Raw genomic sequence first — 19,355 nt, 5'->3', positions numbered from 1 at the left:
ATGACTTCCTTCAGAATACTGATTGTTTTTGTGGTGGCATCTATTTTAGGTTTGGCGGTGATTCCCATGCTTTCCGTAGACTTGAATCCCAAGGAGAAATCCGCAGTTTTATCTGTAAGTTTTGGAATCAACAATGCGTCTCCTGAAATAGTAGAAAAGCTCGCAACATCTCCATTGGAGGGAGCTTTTTCCAGACTTTCTGAGCTGAAGGAAATCACCTCAACTTCCAATTATAACGGCGGATATATCACCCTTACGTTTGACAAGAAGGCGGATATGGAAATGAAGAAGTTTGAAATCTCTTCTATGATCCGACAGATTTATCCTCAGATGGATCAGCGGGTTGGGTATCCGATGGTTACTCGGTCATCCCAAGCTAGAACAGACGAGAAGACACCGATTTTGACCTACAGTGTGAATGGTCCTTTTGCTTCTTTTGAGATCAAGAAAATAGCTGAGGATATTCTAAAACCAGCACTGACTCGCTACGAAGAAGTGGAGGAAGTGACTGTGCGTGGGGCAAATGACCTTCAGCTTTTCGTGACCTATGATATTCAGAAGATGCAGGCTTTTGGTATCACCAGAAGTCAGGTGGAATCCAGTGTAAGAAGTGCCTTTGGATTGACATTTCCCGGTGCGGTGATGAACAGTCAGGGCAAAACGCTTTTTGTCCAAGTGGATCGCTCGCTGAAGGAAAAGGACCAGCTGGAGAACTTGGCCGTAAGCGAAATGGATGGGATGGAGGTGCGACTTAGGGATGTGGCTAGTTTGACCTTGGAAGAGGCTGAACCTGAAAGATACTTTAGAATCAACGGCAATAATTCAGTGACGCTTTCGGTATATAACCGTGATGGAGTAAACAAAGTCTTGCTGGCGCAAAATCTAAAACTTGCCATACAGAATGCGGGAGAATTACTTCCTGCCGGCTTTGAAGTGAGGTTGGAAAATGACGACACCGAATTTCTGGAAAAAGAATTGAATAAAATCTACAAGCGATCAGGGCTGTCAATTCTGATTTTGGTGGTTTTTATCTTTCTGATCAATAGAAATATAAAATACCTCAGCATTCTCTTTTTTGGGATTTTGGCAAATCTCAGCCTTTGTACCATTGTGCTGTATTTCCTCAAAATAGATATACACATGTATTCTTTGGCAGGATTGACGATTAGTTTCGGTCTGATCGTGGATAATGCGATTGTGATGATTGATCACCTGCATAAGCACAAAAACCGCCGGGTTTTTTTGGCACTTTTGGCAGCTTCACTCACAACCATTATGGCGTTGATGATCGTTTTTTTCCTGCCTGAGGAAGAGCGAAAAAACTTGACTGAATTTTCTATTGTCGTTTCGGTAATGCTGGGAATATCGCTTTTGATTGCACTGGTTTTTACCCCGGCTTTTTACCGGGTGATGTTCAAAGAATCGGTAAGACAGGGTAGGAAATTGACCATTCCAAAGTTGCGCAAACGGGTCAGGGCATTGCGAAGCTATGAAAGAGCGATTGGATGGACGGCGAGATACAGGAAGACATTCATTACATTATTGATCCTGCTTTTTGGCTTACCTGTGTTTTTCCTCCCGGCCAAGTGGGAAGACCACGAATGGTATAATAAGACGGTAGGAAATACATTCTATCAGGAGGAGATTCGGCCTTACGTGGACAAGGCTTTAGGCGGTTCCATGCGCATGTTTACACGGGGAGTTTATGAGAAAAGTGGTTATCGGGAAGCAGCAAAGACCAGACTTTATGTTTATTGCCGGTTGCCGTTTGGGAACACACTGGAGCAGATGGATTTTATCATGCGCGAGTTTGAGATGTATCTGAAGGGCGTGGAAGGCATAGATCAGTTTGTGACCACAGTCAATTCCGGACAAAGTGCCATGATAGCCATTACGTTTAAAGAAGCGTATGAAAATGGTGCTCTACCCTATCAGCTTAAGGGGAAATTATCCGTAAAATCCACGGATTGGAGTGGAGCTCAGTGGAATATCTATGGGGTAGGACAAGGGTTTTATACCGGGGGATCCAGCGATCAGATTCCAAGCTATCGGGTGAAAATGATGGGCTACAATTTTGATGAATTGGAACGACAGGCAAATGTACTGGCAGAGAAGCTTTTGGTGCATAAGCGGATACAGGAAGTGAAAACCAATGAACGGATGGGCTATGGCGAGCAGAAAACGGAAGAGTATGTCCTTCGTCTGGACCAGAACAAAATCGCACTTGGACAGACCAACCAAAACGAAGTGATCACGGCCATGCAGGATATGTCCAAGCCGACGCGGGCTTCTACCATGCTGACGCTGGAAAACAAAAACTACGGTCTTGTAGTCCGTGAACGCAAGTCGGGGGATTTCAGTAAGTTTGATCTGGAGAAAAAAGGCCTGATCGGAGGAGAAAACAGGGTTTTTAAAATTTCAGATTATGGCACACTGACAAAGGAGACTACAACCAATTCCCTTAACAAGGAAAATAGGCAGTACATCCGTATAGTTGCTTTTGAATACATGGGGTCTGCAAAATTTGGCAATGAGTATCTCGAAGAAGTACTGGAAGATATGAAGAAGACCATGCCGATAGGATACGAAGCCAAAAAGGAATCATATTCTTGGAATTACGATCAGCAAAAACGTCAATATTCTCTCTTGGGACTGTTGATTATCGGGGTTTTTATGATTTGCTCAGTGTTGTTTGAAAACCTGAAGCAGCCCGTGTATATCATTGCGATCATACCCATTAGTTTTATAGGGTTGTTCTTGATTTTTTCACTCTTTGATTTTTACTTTGATCAGGGAGGTTATGCTGCTTTTGTCATGCTGGGAGGGCTGGCCGTAAATGCTGGGATTTTTATTGTGAATGACCTGAACAATCGAGGACAAGGGCTTTACAACCGAAATGTGTTAAAGTCTGTGGCGGGAAAAGCAATTCCTATTCTATTGACCATTATGTCCACTTGCTTTGGGTTAATTCCATTTATCATGGAAGGACAAAATGAAATTTTCTGGTTTTCGCTGGCCATTGGGACAATAGGCGGATTGGTGTTCAGTATGCTCGGAGTGTTTTGGGTGTTGCCGGTGTTGCTGTGGAAAAAAACTCAGAATCTCGCAACGGCGTAACGATTTACCTCCCGCAAAGGCGACAAGACGCAAAGGATTCTTTCGGATTCTCTCAAGGCGACGAGGCGGCGCAACGGATTTGGATAACCTTTGAGGTCTTTTTTTGACCTCGAAGGTTTTGAGTAGAAGATTGAATCTCTCGAAAGGCACTACGTCGCAACATTAGGTAATCTTGTGGATGTAGCTCTTAGCAGCCTGTCCGCCTCGGCCAGGCGAAGGATGCAGGTTGTTAGGCAGAAATCACTTGGATGAAATGAGTAAGGCCAACCACCTGTATATTTTTTGCCATTGGGTAATTTTCTTCTCTGGGGATAACGACATGCAAAAGCTCGATTCCTAAATCTTCTACTGCAGTATATGTTCCTTTGGTAAGTGTTGGATTTACGCTGAATTTGATCTCCGCAGCAGCTAGCCATAGGTTATTACGTCTAATTAAAAGGTCGATTTCTGCGCCGTCCTGAGTTCGGTAAAAATACATTTCGTCATCACTTTTTAATACTGTAGAGACTTGATTTATGACAAATGCCTCCCATGAGCTTCCCAGTACGATATTGCCATATATGGTTTCCATACTTTTGATTCCGAGCAAATAATGTAACATACCTGTATCTCGGTAAAATAACTTTGGTGATTTAACAAGTCTTTTTCTTGTGTTAGCTGACCATGCCGGTAATTCTCTGAGAAGGAAAGCCTCCAATAGGAAGCCAAGATATTTCTTGATTGTGGGGACGGATAATCCTAAAGATTTGGCATAGGTGGAGTAGTTGAGAACTCCTCCATGTGCAGAGGCTATCATCATTAACAACTGCCTTGTCACACGGGGATCTGCAGGCAGCCCATATTGAGGCAAATCCCGATGAATGTAACTTGTCGTGAAGTTTCTATACCAATCTTGGACGAACTCAGGATCTAAGGAAAGTGCTGGTTCGGGAAATCCACCATATATCCACAGATTTTCTATTGATACTTGACTATTAGTTTCTAAAATGGAAAGAGGAGCCATTTCCAAATAGTTGATACGACCGGCCAAACTTTCAGAACTCTGCCGAAGTAGGGAAGGGGAGGCCGATCCAAGAATTACAAATCGACCTGGTTTTCGGTTCTCGTCGATTACTGCTCTTAGCAACGGGAAAATAGAAGGCTGATGCTGGATTTCATCCAGTATAATAGTTCTATTCTGATTTTGTAAGAAAAATAGTTCAGGATCCTTCAGTTTATTGATGTCTGAATTTTTTTCCAAATCAAGATAAATAGCATTGATATCAGTTAAGGCATGTTTTGCCAAGGTAGTTTTACCAACTTGCCTAGGGCCAACGATCCCGGTAACAGAAAATTGGGATACTGATTTGAGAAATATTTTTTCTATTGCTCTTCTAATCATCCCTGCAAATTTAAATATTTTATTTAAATTTGCAGGGATGATTCATTTTGTCTTAGAGCGGTTATCGAGTTATTTTCCTTGTACCTCAAATTGGTGATTAGGCTCCCTCGAAAGTGTCAAGGAGCAAAGAGTGTAGTCTACAATCCTTTAATTTTTTTGAGTGATGGTATATTTATCCAACCGTTCTTGTCCTATAAATCCCCTCCTTCCCGACTAACTGTAAATTCATTACTATGAACAAATCCTTTCTTTTTGTATTTATTGCTTTTATTTCATTTACACTTTTTTCCTGCTCCAAAAAAGAGTCCACTACAGCCTCTCTTGATCCAATCCGTGAACTTCAGTTTGAAGTGGTCGATTCGATCATGGTAGATGTGCTGGAAGACTTGGTTATTTTAGATTATCAGGAGGAGCTGGATCAGTTTATGATGAAAGAGCGTCGTGGGGGGAAAGTTTTGCTGGTTAGTGGTGAAGGGGATGTGATCGGGGAAGTAGAGCTGGCGGGAGAAGGCCCAAATCAAGTTTCGATGATTTTGGAAGGTAGATTTTTGGGGAAGGACCGCTTTGTTTTTAAAGAGATATCAGCGAATATGGATTTCCATTTGTTTGATCGGGATTTCCAAAAAATCGAAAAAATAAAAGGCCCGGCTATTGGGTTAAATGCGATTTTTATTTCTTTTTTTAGACAGACGTTTACTGCTTGGGTAGAGGATGAAAATGACGTCATCCTGGGAGAGGAAGTGAATTCATATAATCCGGGAGATGCGGATCCTGAAAAAATCGGAGGCGAATTTTATAATCAGGTAAAGACAGGGTTCTTATATGATTTGCGGCAAGATTCCATCAAGTATTTGAATTTGTACCCCGAATCATGGGGGCCTCGAAAGACCACCCGTTGGATTGGTCAGAGTTTCCCTTTTTTGACAGTTGACTTAGCTAGAAAGAAGGCTGCAATTCTTCCTCCGATAGGAGATCATCTTTTCCTGTATGATTTTGATGGGAAATCATTGGCAAATGAAATATCGGTGGCACTCTCTCACCCTGAAAGAAATCAGGAAATCCCTGATGTATCCCGCGAAAATTTACTGTATCCTTCCTTTAGCGATGTGAAGAGTTTCGGAGAATATCAGCTGGTGATTTTTTATACGGCAGTTCCGGAAGATGTATTCAATGAGTTTCGGGCAAAAGGAGAGGATTACCGGCAAGATCCGGAATGGAGGAAAGCACAGGCTAAGTACAGAAATCCGCATTACATTATCGTAAAGGGAGATCAGCAAATCGGAGTCTTAAATAAACTTCCTGTAGAAGGCAATGTGAACTTGGGACTTTCGGATGGAACGCTAATAGTGAAAGCTGCAGATGGGGAAGTGGAGCGGGATTATAATCTGTTTTATAAGCTTAGATTGGTGGAGAAATAGCTGCTGTTTATTGATTAGCAATGGATTATAGATCCAACTAATGATTTTAATTTTTTTCAAAAAAATAGTTTGATTTACTTGCATTTTTCTAGTCGGGGGGGGTATATTGAAAATGAAATTTCAAGATTATCGGTAATGGAGAGTTTTAAGGGTTGTTTTTTCCTGCCCTGCATAGTGCGAAAAGGATTGTTTTAATTCTCTAGAAATTATGAAATTGAAAGTATTCAGTATTATTCTATCTGTGTTTGGAGTATTCATTTTTGTTGCAGGTGTTCAGCCTGTATCCGCACAGGAAAATATGACTTGTAGGCTAATTGCTGGTAGTGAAGTGTATGATCCCGGATCAGGGATGCACTGTGCTTTGTATAATTGTCCTAATGGGGAGCAAGTACAATCCTGTCACGTTCATTAAATGAATTAACGATGAGAAAATAAAACAGAGCTTCTGCTCTGTTTTTTTACTATGGCTAAACATTATTTGTTTTTTCTTTTAGGAGTCTTAACTATTTCTTGCAATGGTAAATCAGGACAGGATCTTTCTCTAGAAATAGTGGGATTTGATACCACTTTTTTAGAAGGAGGGAATTTTAAATATGTTGGGACAAAGTACAGAATGTCCGATCAAAATAATTACTTACTGATCCATCAAGGAGTAGAAATTTATTGGTTTGATGTGAAGAAGGATTCAATCGTAAAGTCTATAAATCTGGATACTACGAATTTGATCCTGCCTCAGGTAAGTATGCTTCAGGCTCATTATCAAGAAACTGATAGTTCTTTGGTTCTCTTCTTTCCTCAGCGGAACAAAATTATCCATTTGAGTTTTGATTTAAAAATAGAAAAAGAAGTGAATCTAAGTGGCATTCAAGAGATAAATCACATGTTTATGCCTTATGGTCAGGTCTTTCACTATGATAATAAACAGAGACAATATTATATAGGGATGATGAGCAGCAAACTAGGAGCCTATAAGCCCTTTTTAACTGAGACGAGATTTGTAGGAGTTTTTGATGGAAATTCAGGAAAGCTTAATTCCTCTTTTGGAGAATTTGGAGAAGATAGAAAGAAAGTAGAATCGTATGTTAGTAGTGAGGGGCTTATTAATTTTGGAACTTTAAATGATAGGTTTTACATCCGTGAGAAAGTTGGGTCTTCACAAATTCTAGAATATGATAGAGTAGGTAATTTGGAAAAAACATATGATATAGGATCATTTTATCTCTCATATAAATTAGATTTAAATCAAGGAGATTTTGAAGAATCCCATTCTTTCAATGATCATAATTATGGGATGGCTATCGCTAGTGCTAGTCGAATAGTTTCTCTAGGAGTCAAATTCAAGGACGATAGTAAGAATATTTTAAGGCACTATGGTATATTGTTTGTTGAGGATCTTGAGAATGGGATATGCTATTCCACTCCTATTGACCCATTTCAAAAGATTCTTTGGGCAAATGATTCAGAAATTTATTTGATTAGGATTCATCCTGAGACAGAGGATATGATTTTAGTGAAGATTAGGTATAAACTAGAGAGTTAGAGGAAGACTAATACATAGATTTTTTAAATTAAACTAATTTTGGATTTGTAAGTATTCTACCATCTACCTAAACACATCATACAACACTATTCCCACTGAAGCGTCGATAAGCTGCAATGGGCTTTGTCTGGGGTTGTATTCAAATTCCCCATCCCCTTTGTCCGATAGAAAATTGGTGTCTCCTTTTGTAAGAAATCGGGCTGTACTTCCATCTTGGTAAAGTAACCTGAACTCCAGTTTGCCTCCGTCAAATCCCGGAAGCGGCAATTGGATGCCTCCTCCGATTTTATATCCAAAAGACCAGTCCTGCATATCCATTCCTGTTTCTATAGTGTCTTCGAATAGTGAGGGGCGTATGGTAAATCTGGAATATAGGAAATTGGTGCCTGTCTGGATTTCTACAAAGGGAATTATTTTGCCCGAAACCACTGGTAGATAGCGGAAAACAGCCATCCCCGAAGTGTAGTTATTGTTTCGCCTGAGTCTGTATTCGTCCGAAAATCCCGGATATAGGTCGGTTCTCTTTTCCAGCTTCGTCCCATAGATGCCAAAACTCAGCTCTAATCCCACCTGAACAGGATAATCCCGAAATTCATATAAGGCTATTCCTGAAATGGAAGGAAAAATCAAACCGTCTACTTCCATTTTCAACCTTGATACCGGCATACCGCCACTTATATGCCCACCCGCAATAAAGAACTGTGCATAGACATAAGAAGATGTGAATAGAAAGAGGAGAAGAAGAATAGATTTTCGCATGATGTATTGTTAGAATAACATACGGAAGAGGGGGAGACCTTTGTTTAGTTGATCTGAAAAAATATTTTGCCCGAGGATAATTTTCCTTGGATTAACGGTTGAGCTGGTAGGCTTTATTATCTTAAGGTATTCAAACCTACAATAACCCATGAATACCTCAGACTCCCGCAGGGATTTTCTTAAGAAATCTGCTTTGCTCGGCACAGGACTTTGCTTGGCTAGCAGTACTGCATTTCCAGCTTTTGCCGATGTAGCCAATTCCAAAAACAAACTTCCCGCTTGGAAAGGTTTTAATCTGCTTGATTTTTTCTCCCATGATCCGAATGGAGGCAGACCTACTAAGCTTGAGTATATCCAGTGGATAGCGGATTGGGGGTTTGATTTCGTGCGGATTCCTATTTCCTACCCCAGTTACCTGAATATAGATCGCTCACGTTCTATTCGTCCGGATGAGGTTTTGAATTTTGATGAGAGTCGTTTGGAGAAGGTGGATGAACTAGTTCAGCGTTGTATCGATCATGGCCTGCATGTGAGTTTGAATCTCCATCGAGTCCCTGGGTTTTGTATCAACGCCGGCTTCGTTGAGCCCTACAACCTGTGGAAAGATCAGGAAGCACAGGATGCTTTCTGTGCACATTGGAAGATGTGGGCCACCCGATACAAAGGGATTTCCAAGAAGAAACTAAGCTTTGATCTGGTGAATGAGCCCTATCAGCGTCTCGACCCCAATGATCAGCATAGTCCGGGTGGGCCGGTGGATATACAGGATTATTATCGTGTAGCTGAAGCTGCTTTAGATACCATCAAATCCGTGAAAAAATCCAGATTGGTCATAGCCGACGGGAATGGAGGAGGAGGTACGGCTATGCCTGAATTTGCAGACCTGGACCTAGCACAGAGCTGTAGGGGGTACCATCCATTTCCAATTTCACATTACAAAGCAAGTTGGGTCTACAAGGATCCATCTTCTGTCCCACCGGTGAATTGGCCATTGACTCAAGATGGAAATGTCTTGGGAATTGACAGTATTCGCGAGTACTATGCGCCATGGAAAGCTTTGGTAGATCGGGGAATTGGGATTCACTGTGGGGAATGCGGATGCTATAATGAAACTCCTCATGATGTTTTTCTCAGCTGGTTTGGTGATGTGCTGACCGTACTGAAGGAGAATGGAATTGGATTTGGGATTTGGGAATTTTCAGGAAGTTTTGGAGTGCTGAATTCTGGCCGAAAAGATGTGGAGTATGAAGATTGGTACGGGGAGAAGCTGGATAGGAAGTTTTTGGAATTACTTAGGGCTCAGATCTAAATGTGTTCTTCTATAAAAGGTCAAAACAGGAAGTAGTCTGGGGCGATCTGAAAGAAGGCGGGAAACAACACATTGTAAAAGTGCCGGACTACAGGGGGGGCTATAAGACAAAAGTTGCCAACCTTGTTGATCGATATTGGAGTTCTTTCGCTGTTTCGGAAAATGGGAGAATACCGGCTTACGGATTAAGAACTTCGGCATTGAACCCCTCAGATTGCCAATAGGAGGTAATTCCATTGTCGAGATACACGAAAAGGGCTTCAACACCTTCCAGATTTTCAATCATTAGCTTTCCCTCTTCCTCACCCATTATCATGCAGGCTGTGGCCAAGGCATCTGCGGTGAGGCAATCCTGCGCTTTTACCGTTGCACTGATCAGGTGATGCTGGATGGGATAGCCAGTCCGGGGATCCAGAAGGTGAGATTGCCTACGTCCTAAGCTATCTAATATAAAATGACGGTAGCTGCCAGAGCTTCCCAAAGCTTCGTCTTGTAAGGCAATGATTGCATAGAGATGATCAGCTGCGCCTTTTTTGGAAATTGGGTTTTCTATACCGATTTTCCATGAAATTCCTTTGGGACTTAGTCCTTTGCAAAGAACCTCACCGCCTATTTCAACTTTGAAATCTTTGATTCCCTCTTTTTCCAAGAAATCACCGATCATGTCAATTCCATACCCTTCTCCCAAGAAATTAAGGTCCAGCGTCACTCCATCTTTTAAAGTGGTTAACATACTGTCGTTTGGAATTATCGCTGAAAAATCTGTGAACTTCAGAAGTGAGTCAACTGCAGCACTGTCTAGCTTTTGAGGATCGGATGAGCCAAATCCCCAAGCTTCAATTAGTGGCATAAGAGTGGGGTTAAGTGCACCATTCGAAAGACCATTAAAATGTTTCGCACTTACGATCAAATCTTTTAAATACGGGGATCTGAAGATTACTTTTCCGGTTTGGTTAAATTCAGAAAGCTCCGATTCGGGTTCATATTTGCTCACTGCTTTCCCATACACATCCAGGAGATTTTCTATGGCTGCGCGATGATCTTCAGTAGCCTTGTAGTGAATGGAATAATATGTTCCAAATACATCGCCTTGCAGTTCAGTGAATTGGCTTCTGGGAGAGTCGCAGGAGAAAAGGAGTAGGAGAGGAAAATAGCGGATTTTCATGAGTTTATAATTGTTTCTTAAAGGTCACAAGGAAACTTTGACGATTAAAATAATCATTGCCCTGTGAATTTTAATGATGATTTTAATCACGTCGACTTCATCTGTTAAATTTAAAATCTAACTATTCCCCCAACTAATAGAAGCTAAATGAAATTACGTCAGATCCGTAGACCGTTCCTTTTGCCAAGGATTTGCAATATAGTATATGGGCTCAGACAGCGCTCTGAAAAAGTATGTGCAGGGAATATTTACTTGTGTCTTTAAAGACCGAAAGAATTTTATTTCTGATTTATTTAATATGCTATGGTTTTCTCTTGTCTTATAAAAGTGCTAATTTCAAAGCAACCCAAGTACCCAACCTATTTTACTATGAAATTCACTTTCTCTAGCCTTTTGGTTTTGTCCCTTTTGGCTTTTTCCTCTTGTAAAAAAGAGACTACGCTGTTCGAACTTATCCCTGCGAGCAAGACAGGAATCGATTTTAATAATGCTATCGTAGAATCCGATTCATTCAATATTCTCACTGATGAATATATTTTCAATGGAGGAGGAGTGGCAGTTGCTGATTTTGATAATGATGGATTACCTGATTTGTTTTTTACAGGCAATCAAGTTTCTAATAAGCTTTACTTGAATTCGGGAGAATTCAATTTCGAAGACATAACTGAATATGCCGGTGTAGCTGCCCCTAGCCAATGGTGTACAGGCGCAGTTGCTGTAGATATTAATGGAGATGGCTGGATGGATATCTATGTCACCTCTGCTATGAAACTTGGCCCGGGAGAGCGGGACAATTTGCTTTTTGTCAATCAAGGGAAAAACTCCTCAGGTAAAATTACTTTCAAAGAAATGGCTTCCGAATATGGGATCGCTGATTCGGGAAATACCATGTGGGGGGCTTTTATTGACTATGATTTGGATGGTGATTTGGATCTGTACGTACTGAATAATGAGCAAAGCAGAAGTGTCCCGAGCAATTACCGTCAGAAAATTATTGATGGATCTGCGATCAATAATGACAGGTTCTATCGAAATAATGGGGATGGTACCTTTACAGATGTGACCATCGAGGCAGGCATTGCCATTGAAGGCTATGGTTTGGGCGTTTTGATTTCTGATTTGAATAATGATGGTTGGCCTGATATCCATGTCAGCAATGACTATGTCACCAATGATATTCTTTATATCAACAACCAAGATGGAACGTTTTCAAATCAATCCAGCGAGATACTGAGACATCAGAGTCAGTTTTCTATGGGAGCTGATATTTCTGATTTTAACAATGATGCCAGACCGGATATCATCACGCTGGATATGCTGGGTGAAGATAATTACCGAAAGAAAACGACCATCGGAAACAATTCATACCAAGTTTATATAAGTAATGAGCAGTGGGGGTATGAATACCAATACGTCCGAAATATGCTCCATATGAATAATGGTGAAGATGTACCATTCAGTGAGATAGGGATGATGGCAGGGATATACCAAACGGACTGGAGCTGGGCACCTTTATTTGCAGATGTGGACAATGATGGATTAAGGGATCTCTTGGTGACAAATGGATTCCCACGGGATATCACGGATAAGGACTTTGCCAACTATCGGGCTGATGTGGGGAATATAGCATCAAAACGACAGTTGCTGGATTCTATTCCGATCGTGAAAATCCCAAATTATGCATTTAGGAATAAAGGAGATTTGACTTTTTCCGATGAAGGAAATGCTTGGGGATTGAACAAACCTTCCTTTTCTAATGGAGCAGCTTTTGTGGACTTGGATAATGACGGAGACTTGGATTATGTGGTTAATAATATAAACGATCCTGCATTTGTCTTTGAAAATACCCTAAATACTAAGGGGCAAAAGAATGGTTATATCAGACTTAAGCTTCGCGGAACAGCGCTTAATCCCCAGGGATTGGGAGCAAAAGTTCTTATCACACTTCCTGACAGCAGTCAACTCTACCAAGAGCAGCAGGTCGTGAGAGGCTATATGTCGTCAATTGATGAAGTAATGCATTTCGGAGTAGGAGAAGTGTCTGAAATCTCATCTATTCAGGTCATTTGGCCTGATGGAAAGGAAAGCTTTCAGGCAACTGTAAAACCGAACCAGCAGCTTGAATTTGTCTATGCAGATGCTAAACAAGGGAAAAGCAAAGTAGCCATAACTCCTTTCAAAGAGTCAAACGCACTTTACACCGAGGTTTCATCAGATAGGGGAGTGGAATACATCCATGAAGAAGTGGACAAGATCGACTTCAATATTCAACGGGTAATTCCACACAAGCTGACTCAATACGGCCCGAGCCTAGCTGTAGGTGATGTGAATGGAGATGGACTTGAAGATCTAGTCATTGGGTCAGCTTCAGGCTTTGCTCCACGGGTATTTATTCAGGATATTGAAGGAAAATTCTCGGCAAAAAATCTTATTCCGGAAGAGGGTAATTTCTTTGAGGAGATGGGAATACTCCTTTTTGATATTGATAATGATTCCGATTTGGATATGTATCTGGTGGGAGGGAGTAATGAGTTTTTGGGAGATGCCACAGAGTACACAGATCGGGTGTTTTTGAATGATGGAAAAGGGAATTTTACGCTTGATCAAAACTTCTCAGGCGTGAAAGCGAGTGGGTCAACAGTGCGGGGAGCGGATTTCGATGGGGATGGGTTTATGGATTTATTCGTGGGAGGCAGAACTCCTGTTGCTCAATATCCTTTTCCCGATAAAAGCTATCTTCTACGAAATGTCAACGGTCAACTTCAGGATGTAACGGATGAAATTGCCCCGGGCCTGCGTAAAGTCGGAATGGTGACAGATGCTATCTGGTCAGACGTGGACGCTGATGGGCTTGTGGACTTGGTGGTAGTTGGAGAATTGATGGAGATATCAATTTTCAAAAATTTGGGAGATCGGTTTAAAAAGCTTGAAAATACCGGGTTGGAAAATTACCTGGGTTGGTGGAATTCCATCACAGCCGGTGATTTTGATCTGGATGGAGACACAGATTTTGTGGTAGGGAACCTGGGTGAAAATAATTCTCATCACCCAACAGATCAAAGACCTGTGAAGATTTACGGAAAGGATTTTGATAATAACGGCAGTGTGGATCCAATCACTTTCGCTTATTACAAGGATAGTGAAGGCAATTACAATTCTTTCCCAAGCCATTTTTGGGGAGACCTCTATGGACAAAGCCCTATGTTCAGAAGGAAGTTTGAACGCTATAAACTGTATGCATTAAGTACTGAACGGTCTCTGTTTACTGAGCAGGAGAGAGAAGATGCCCTTATTCTCAAGGGGAATTACGATAAGAGTGCTTACATCGAAAATCTTGGTAACGGGAAATTCAAGGTGAAAAGACTACCAACTTTGGCACAGATTGCACCTGTGAATGGATTGATAACCGAGGATGTAAATGGAGACGGGTTTCTTGATGTAGTTATGATAGGAAATGACTACGGAAATGAAATCTTTATCGGCCGTCTGGATGCCCATTTGGGACTGGTTTTATTGGGAGATGGAAAAGGCGGGTTTACACCGATCAGCCCCCAAGAAAGTGGATTTATGGTTCCTGGGGACGGAAAGGCATTGGTAAAAATAGCTTCAGCACAAGGTGAGCAGCTTCTGGTAGCGTCCCAGAACCGGGGGAAGCTGCTGATGTTCCAAAAGCAAAACCCACAGTCAAGTCGTTCAATTACGCCCGGTCAGGAAATAATGGCAGTGATTTTGGAATTGGAAAACGGTAAGAAGCAGCGAATAGAAACCGGCTTTGGGTCTGGATTTCTCTCCCAGTCGGGACGGGAAATCAACTTGCCTAAAGGAGTGAAGGGAATTCAGTTGCAGGATTATAAAGGGAATATCAAGGAGGTTGATATGGGGTCTTTGGACTAGATATTTCAAAATAACCTATTATTTATAAACATCTGTGGGGGCGAATCAAGAAGTTATGTAACCTTTTGAATAACAAAAAATGACAACTCAAGAGATAATTTCAGCAATTGGGCTGATTGGGTTAGGAGGACTTCTTAAAGGTGTTCTTGACTTTTTTATTGCTGACCGAAAGAGAAAATCAGAGACAAAACATCAATTTAAGGAGATCAGATATAAGTCTATCATACTCCTTTGTTACGCATATATCAACTTTAATAAAGAAGTAACTACTCTCGTAGTTCATAGGCCTGATATCAATTCAAGAGAAAGATTGTTCAATGAATTGTTGGACAAAGGCTTAAAAGTATGGAAAGAAATTATGTCTGGTTCTAGCCTGAAAAAATCCCCCTTGCCCCCTTTTAGAAAGGGGGAATTGCCAAATTTGAACTTCCGGCATTAAGTACATAGGTGCAGATAAGCGGATACACATAAAGGAAATAAACCAATTGTTAGCATATTACTCATATAGCTCTCCAGGCTTAGCCTTGCAGATATCCACCATAAGTCCAGCAACTTTATCCGTTACGTCTTCAAAATATTTTCTCCCTTTTTCGGATGAGGATTTCTTTGGATTACCTATCCCGGTGTCTTGGGATACTTCGGACCATTTCCGCTCGGCCCAAGCCCATTTTTCCTGTATACCCTTGATTTTAGACTTTTTTTCAGTCCCATTTCCTGCCTGCTCGAGTGGCATAACCAATTCGGGATGCAGGTGCATGATAATGGAAGTCTCCATTTCATCCGCATGGTCACCCGTTTCCTCAAAATACTTGGTCTTGTCAAGTGCCTGAAACCAATTGCAGGTGAAAAGCATCATGTCAGGAAACTTCAGTCCGAGTTCACGGAGCATGGTCTTGAAATCATTTCCTCCATGACTATTTACAATCAAAAGTTTCTTTGTTCCCTGCCGATCTAGAACAGTGATGATATCCTGAAGAATCATCAGCTGCGTACTTGGGTTTAGATTGATATCCAGATAAATATCGGATTGCCCTGTGTTCACTCCAAAAGGAATCGTTGGCATCACCGTGACATTGGCACCTTTGTCCCATGCTTTTCGCCCTGCTTCGCCGGCTACTGCATCTGCTTCATATATGTCAGTACCATAGGGCAGGTGATAATTATGGGCTTCGGTTGCTCCCCATGGCAAAACTGCCAATTCAAAGCGATGGTTTTCCAGTGTTTTCCAGTTGGATTCTGCTAGTAAATAGGGTTTCATGAGTATATAGTCGTTTCTCGTAATTAAATGAAATTCTTACTGTAGTCAAGGTTGAGAATCCGTGTGATTCAAAAGGAAATGAAGAAAGGTAAGTCTAAATATCCCCATTTTTAATAATTTGAGGCCTGATTCTAAATTAACTCGAATGTCACAAAGAAGAAAATTTATAAAGCAATCCCTGATGGGGTCTGCGCTTTTTATACCGGGAGTTTCCACCATTGCTGAAGCAAAGTCACCTCCTCTTTTCAAAGGAGAAAAACCTCTTATCCTATCCACCTGGAATCATGGATTGCCGGCTAATGCTGCCGCTGTAGAAAAACTAAAATTGGGAGGGAGTATTGTGGATGCGGTAGAAACAGGAGTGAGAGATACTGAGTTGGATCTGACTAACTTGTCTGTAGGGTTACAGGGATTGCCTGATCGTGAAGGGATTACTACGTTGGATGCCTCGATAATGTCAGGGGACGGTTCCTGCGGGTCGGTAGCTTTTGTCAGACAGGTAAAGCATCCTATTTCCTTAGCACGGGTAGTGATGGAAAAGACACCACATGTGATGATCGTGGGCGAGGGAGCCAGGCAATTGGCAATAGCAGAAGGATTTCCTATAGAAGAAGAGGAGTTAAGCCCAAATGCGAAAAAAGCTTATGATGAATGGAAAGTTACCAGCCAATATAAGCCAATCATCAATATAGAAAATCACGATACCATTGGCATGATAGGGATGGATGCTAAGGGAAATATGGCAGGAAGTTGTACTACTAGTGGTCTTTCTTACAAAATGCATGGGAGGGTTGGTGATAGCCCAATCATAGGAGCGGGATTGTTTGTGGATAATGAAGTGGGAGCTGCTACGGCTACCGGGCTTGGAGAATCTATTATCCGTATTTGTGGAAGCTTTTTGATTGTGGAATTGATGCGTCAGGGCCGTACTCCGCAGGAAGCCTGTGAAGAGGCAGTGAAGCGCTTAATTGCAAAAAATAAGGATATTAAAGATATCCAGGCAGGATTTCTTGCTATGAACAAAGATGGTGAAGTAGGTGCCTATGCGGTACACCCGGGGTTTAACTTTGCGCAGGCAACCCTGCAAAAGAATGTGATGATAGATTCCAATTCGCATTTCAAAGGATGGGCAAAATAATATTAGAATCTCCTGTTTTCAATGTGGAAGCGGCTATGGATGCAGCTGACTATGGTGTAGATCGTTTAGAACTTTGTGCAAATTTTCCTGAGGGGGGAGAGACTCCAAGTGCGGGTATGCTCAAATTTCTAAAAACTGAAATTGACATTCCTGTATTTGTGATGATCCGGCCAAGAGGCGGCGATTTTGCCTATTCTCAGAAGGAATTGATGGTGATGAAGCGGGATATAGAATTGTTGGGTGAATTGGGAGCGGATGGATTTGTGTTTGGAGCACTGGATAATCAAGGGTTTGTAGATACCGATTCTTGCAAATCACTCTTACGGGTAGCTTCCGGAAAGCCCTGTACATTTCATCGTGCATTTGATGCTTCAGCTGATTACTTTGATTCCTTGGAGAGAATTATCGCTTGTGGTTTTGATCGTATTTTGACCTCAGGTGGTAAGAATTCTGTCACCGAAGGTCTGGATACTCTTAGGGAATTACTGGGGAAAGCCGAAGATAGAATTAGTATTATGCCAGGGGGAGGAACTAAGCCCGAGCATGTTTTGGAGCTGAAAAAAACAGGTTTCTTAACAGAAATCCATGCTTCCTGCAAGATTTGGAAACCTTCTTCAAATTTATATTTAAATTCGGATGTATCGTTTTCGGATGACCCAAAATCCTTCACCCATCACCTTCGGATAGATCAAGGTCTAGTTAATCAGTTTTTGGAGGTAATCGAAGAATGAAGTTTACAGGGCCGATTGTTTTAATATTAGCGGTGTTATCTTATTCCTGCAGCCAGATTTCGGAACGGAAACAGCCACCGCCCACATTGGAGCAGTTGGCTACTATGGATTTGAATCTAACCGGTGAGCAGCTTGCAAATGCCTATTGTGCAAGCTGTCATTTGAAACCAGACCCTGAAATTTTGGATAAAAGGACTTGGGGAGAAAAAGTGCTTCCTGATATGCGGAAACGGATGGGACTTTTTTTGCCTGAGGATTTTGGGCAACTACTACCGGAAGACCTAGGCATTCCTCCAGGAGTTTATTCCAAAGCACAACTGATCAAAAGAGAGGATTGGGAGAAAATTCTTGACTATTACTTGGATCATGCACCTGATTCCCTCTTGCCTCAGGCAAGAAAGTCGGCTCCAACTCTTGGCATTCCTGGTTTTCAAGCTTCACGTCCGGACTTGCACAGAATAAAAGGAAATCTATCCACAATGCTTCAAATTCATCCGGAGACCGGGGATTTATGGCTCGGTGATCGTTTGAAGATGATTTATATTCTAGACCCCAAGAATGGTTTTCAAATCAAAGATTCTATTCCTACCGAAGTTGCTCCGGTGGATATAAACTGGAATTATGATGGCAGCTTCGATTTACTGACTATGGGGCGAATGGATCCTTCAAATGATTCCTTGGGAATGGTGTCTAAGTTTTGGCTAGAAGCTCAAGAATGGCAAAGCAAGGAGCTTTTGGGCGGGTTAATCCGTCCTGTTGATCTTGCTGTTGCCGATTGGAATGGTGATGGAGAGCAGGACCGGGTAGTTTCCCAGTTTGGAAATCACTTTGGGAAAATGAGCCTCTACCTCTCAGGATCTAAGAATCCTACTGAAGTGATTTTACGTGCTGAACCCGGTGCGAGACGGGCAATTGCTGTGGATTTTGATGGAGATGGGAATTTGGATGTGTTGGGGCTTATGACTCAGGCTCAGGAAGGGATTTATGTTTGGTTAAACAAAGGAGCAAATCAGTATAAGGAAAAGGCCATCCTTCGATTCCAGCCGGCATTTGGCGCAAGTGACTTCCGGTTTGAAGATGTGAATGGAGACGGTCACAAAGATATTATTGTGGTGAATGGGGATAATGCGGATTTGTCCCAAGTACTCAAAAACTACCACGGGGTGCATGTGTTTTTGAATGATGGGGAAAATAAATTTGAAGAATTATGGTTCTATCCCATGTATGGAGCTAGCGGAATTGAAGTGGGGGATTTTGATGACGATGGCGATCTGGATTTTTTCGTCCTGTCATTCTTTCCTGATGATTTGCAGGTTCCAAAACAAAACTTGGTGTATTTCAGGCAAAATGAAAAAGGTGAATTTGATCCGTATGTTTTGAGTGAAAATGTAGAGGGAAATTTGCTTACTATAGCAGTGGGCGACACTGATTCTGACGGTGATCTGGATGTTGTAGTGGGAGCCTTTGAGTTTAATGATCTTTATAAGGGGGCGAGTAAGAGTTGGAAGCCCTTTGTTTTTCTTGAAAATAAAAACAAGTGATATTTTGTGTGAATGGTTTTTTTTAAATTATAGTATCGAAATATAGGGTTTTTTAAGTTATAATTTTTAATTGTTACTAATTATCGATAATTTATTCTTTCATC

General features: G+C 41.5%; 12 protein-coding genes. 8 read left to right on the top strand and 4 right to left on the bottom strand.

From position 1 onward, the window contains the following. Positions 1-3,117: an efflux RND transporter permease subunit gene (locus ID165_RS16300; RefSeq protein WP_192346039.1), complete on the top strand. Its 3,117-nt coding sequence runs from the start codon at positions 1-3 to the stop codon at positions 3,115-3,117. Positions 3,118-3,346: 229 nt separating this feature from the next. Here the strand turns inward: ID165_RS16300 and ID165_RS16295 are convergent, their stop codons facing one another. Continuing rightward, on the bottom strand, positions 3,347-4,498 hold the full coding sequence (locus ID165_RS16295; protein ID WP_192346037.1) for an ATP-binding protein: 1,152 nt from the start codon (positions 4,496-4,498) through the stop codon (positions 3,347-3,349). A 233-nt stretch (positions 4,499-4,731) separates the two neighbouring features. Between ID165_RS16295 and ID165_RS16290 the strand changes: the two genes are divergently transcribed. Together ID165_RS16290 and ID165_RS16285 are read left to right on the top strand one after the other, a co-directional pair. Beyond that, positions 4,732-5,916: a hypothetical protein gene (locus tag ID165_RS16290; RefSeq protein WP_192346035.1), complete on the top strand. Its 1,185-nt coding sequence runs from the start codon at positions 4,732-4,734 to the stop codon at positions 5,914-5,916. Between the two features lie 463 nt (positions 5,917-6,379). Then, positions 6,380-7,456, top strand: coding sequence for a hypothetical protein (locus tag ID165_RS16285; RefSeq protein ID WP_192346034.1), 1,077 nt, complete (start codon positions 6,380-6,382; stop codon positions 7,454-7,456). Positions 7,457-7,519: 63 nt separating this feature from the next. Here the strand turns inward: ID165_RS16285 and ID165_RS16280 are convergent, their stop codons facing one another. Next, entirely contained in the window at positions 7,520-8,215 is a 696-nt protein-coding gene (locus tag ID165_RS16280) for a hypothetical protein (protein ID WP_192346032.1), read from the bottom strand. Positions 8,216-8,363: 148 nt separating this feature from the next. On the opposite strand from ID165_RS16280, the gene ID165_RS16275 reads away from it, so the two are divergent. After that, positions 8,364-9,524 (top strand): cellulase family glycosylhydrolase, encoded by a 1,161-nt coding sequence (locus ID165_RS16275; protein WP_192346030.1) that lies wholly within the window; start codon positions 8,364-8,366, stop codon positions 9,522-9,524. 178 nt (positions 9,525-9,702) lie between these two features. On the opposite strand, the gene ID165_RS16270 is transcribed toward ID165_RS16275, so the two are convergent. Continuing rightward, positions 9,703-10,689 carry an FAD:protein FMN transferase gene (locus ID165_RS16270; RefSeq protein ID WP_192346028.1) on the bottom strand — a complete coding sequence of 329 codons (987 nt, stop codon included), beginning with the start codon at positions 10,687-10,689 and terminating at the stop codon, positions 9,703-9,705. Positions 10,690-11,058: 369 nt separating this feature from the next. Between ID165_RS16270 and ID165_RS16265 the strand changes: the two genes are divergently transcribed. Beyond that, positions 11,059-14,583 carry a VCBS repeat-containing protein gene (locus tag ID165_RS16265; protein WP_192346026.1) on the top strand — a complete coding sequence of 1,175 codons (3,525 nt, stop codon included), beginning with the start codon at positions 11,059-11,061 and terminating at the stop codon, positions 14,581-14,583. A 496-nt stretch (positions 14,584-15,079) separates the two neighbouring features. Here the strand turns inward: ID165_RS16265 and ID165_RS16255 are convergent, their stop codons facing one another. Continuing rightward, entirely contained in the window at positions 15,080-15,841 is a 762-nt protein-coding gene (locus ID165_RS16255) for a creatininase family protein (protein ID WP_192346022.1), read from the bottom strand. A gap of 145 nt (positions 15,842-15,986) precedes the next feature. On the opposite strand from ID165_RS16255, the gene ID165_RS16250 reads away from it, so the two are divergent. The 3 genes from ID165_RS16250 to ID165_RS16240 all read left to right on the top strand — a co-directional run bounded on the left by ID165_RS16250 (position 15,987) and on the right by ID165_RS16240 (position 19,251). Continuing rightward, positions 15,987-16,979, top strand: a complete 993-nt coding sequence (locus tag ID165_RS16250) for an isoaspartyl peptidase/L-asparaginase family protein (RefSeq protein ID WP_192346020.1) — start codon at positions 15,987-15,989, stop codon at positions 16,977-16,979. After that, on the top strand, positions 16,967-17,710 hold the full coding sequence (locus tag ID165_RS16245) for a copper homeostasis protein CutC (protein ID WP_192346018.1): 744 nt from the start codon (positions 16,967-16,969) through the stop codon (positions 17,708-17,710). Before ID165_RS16250 ends, ID165_RS16245 begins: the two co-directional genes overlap by 13 nt. Positions 17,711-17,814: 104 nt before the next feature. Continuing rightward, the gene (locus ID165_RS16240) at positions 17,815-19,251 is read left to right on the top strand and encodes a VCBS repeat-containing protein (RefSeq protein WP_192346016.1); all 1,437 of its coding nucleotides are present in this window, start codon (positions 17,815-17,817) and stop codon (positions 19,249-19,251) included. Positions 19,252-19,355: the final 104 nt, after the last annotated feature.

It is taken from the genome of Algoriphagus sp. Y33 (assembly GCF_014838715.1).
GTDB lineage: Bacteria > Bacteroidota > Bacteroidia > Cytophagales > Cyclobacteriaceae > Algoriphagus.
This window is presented reverse-complemented; position numbering and strand designations above follow the sequence as displayed.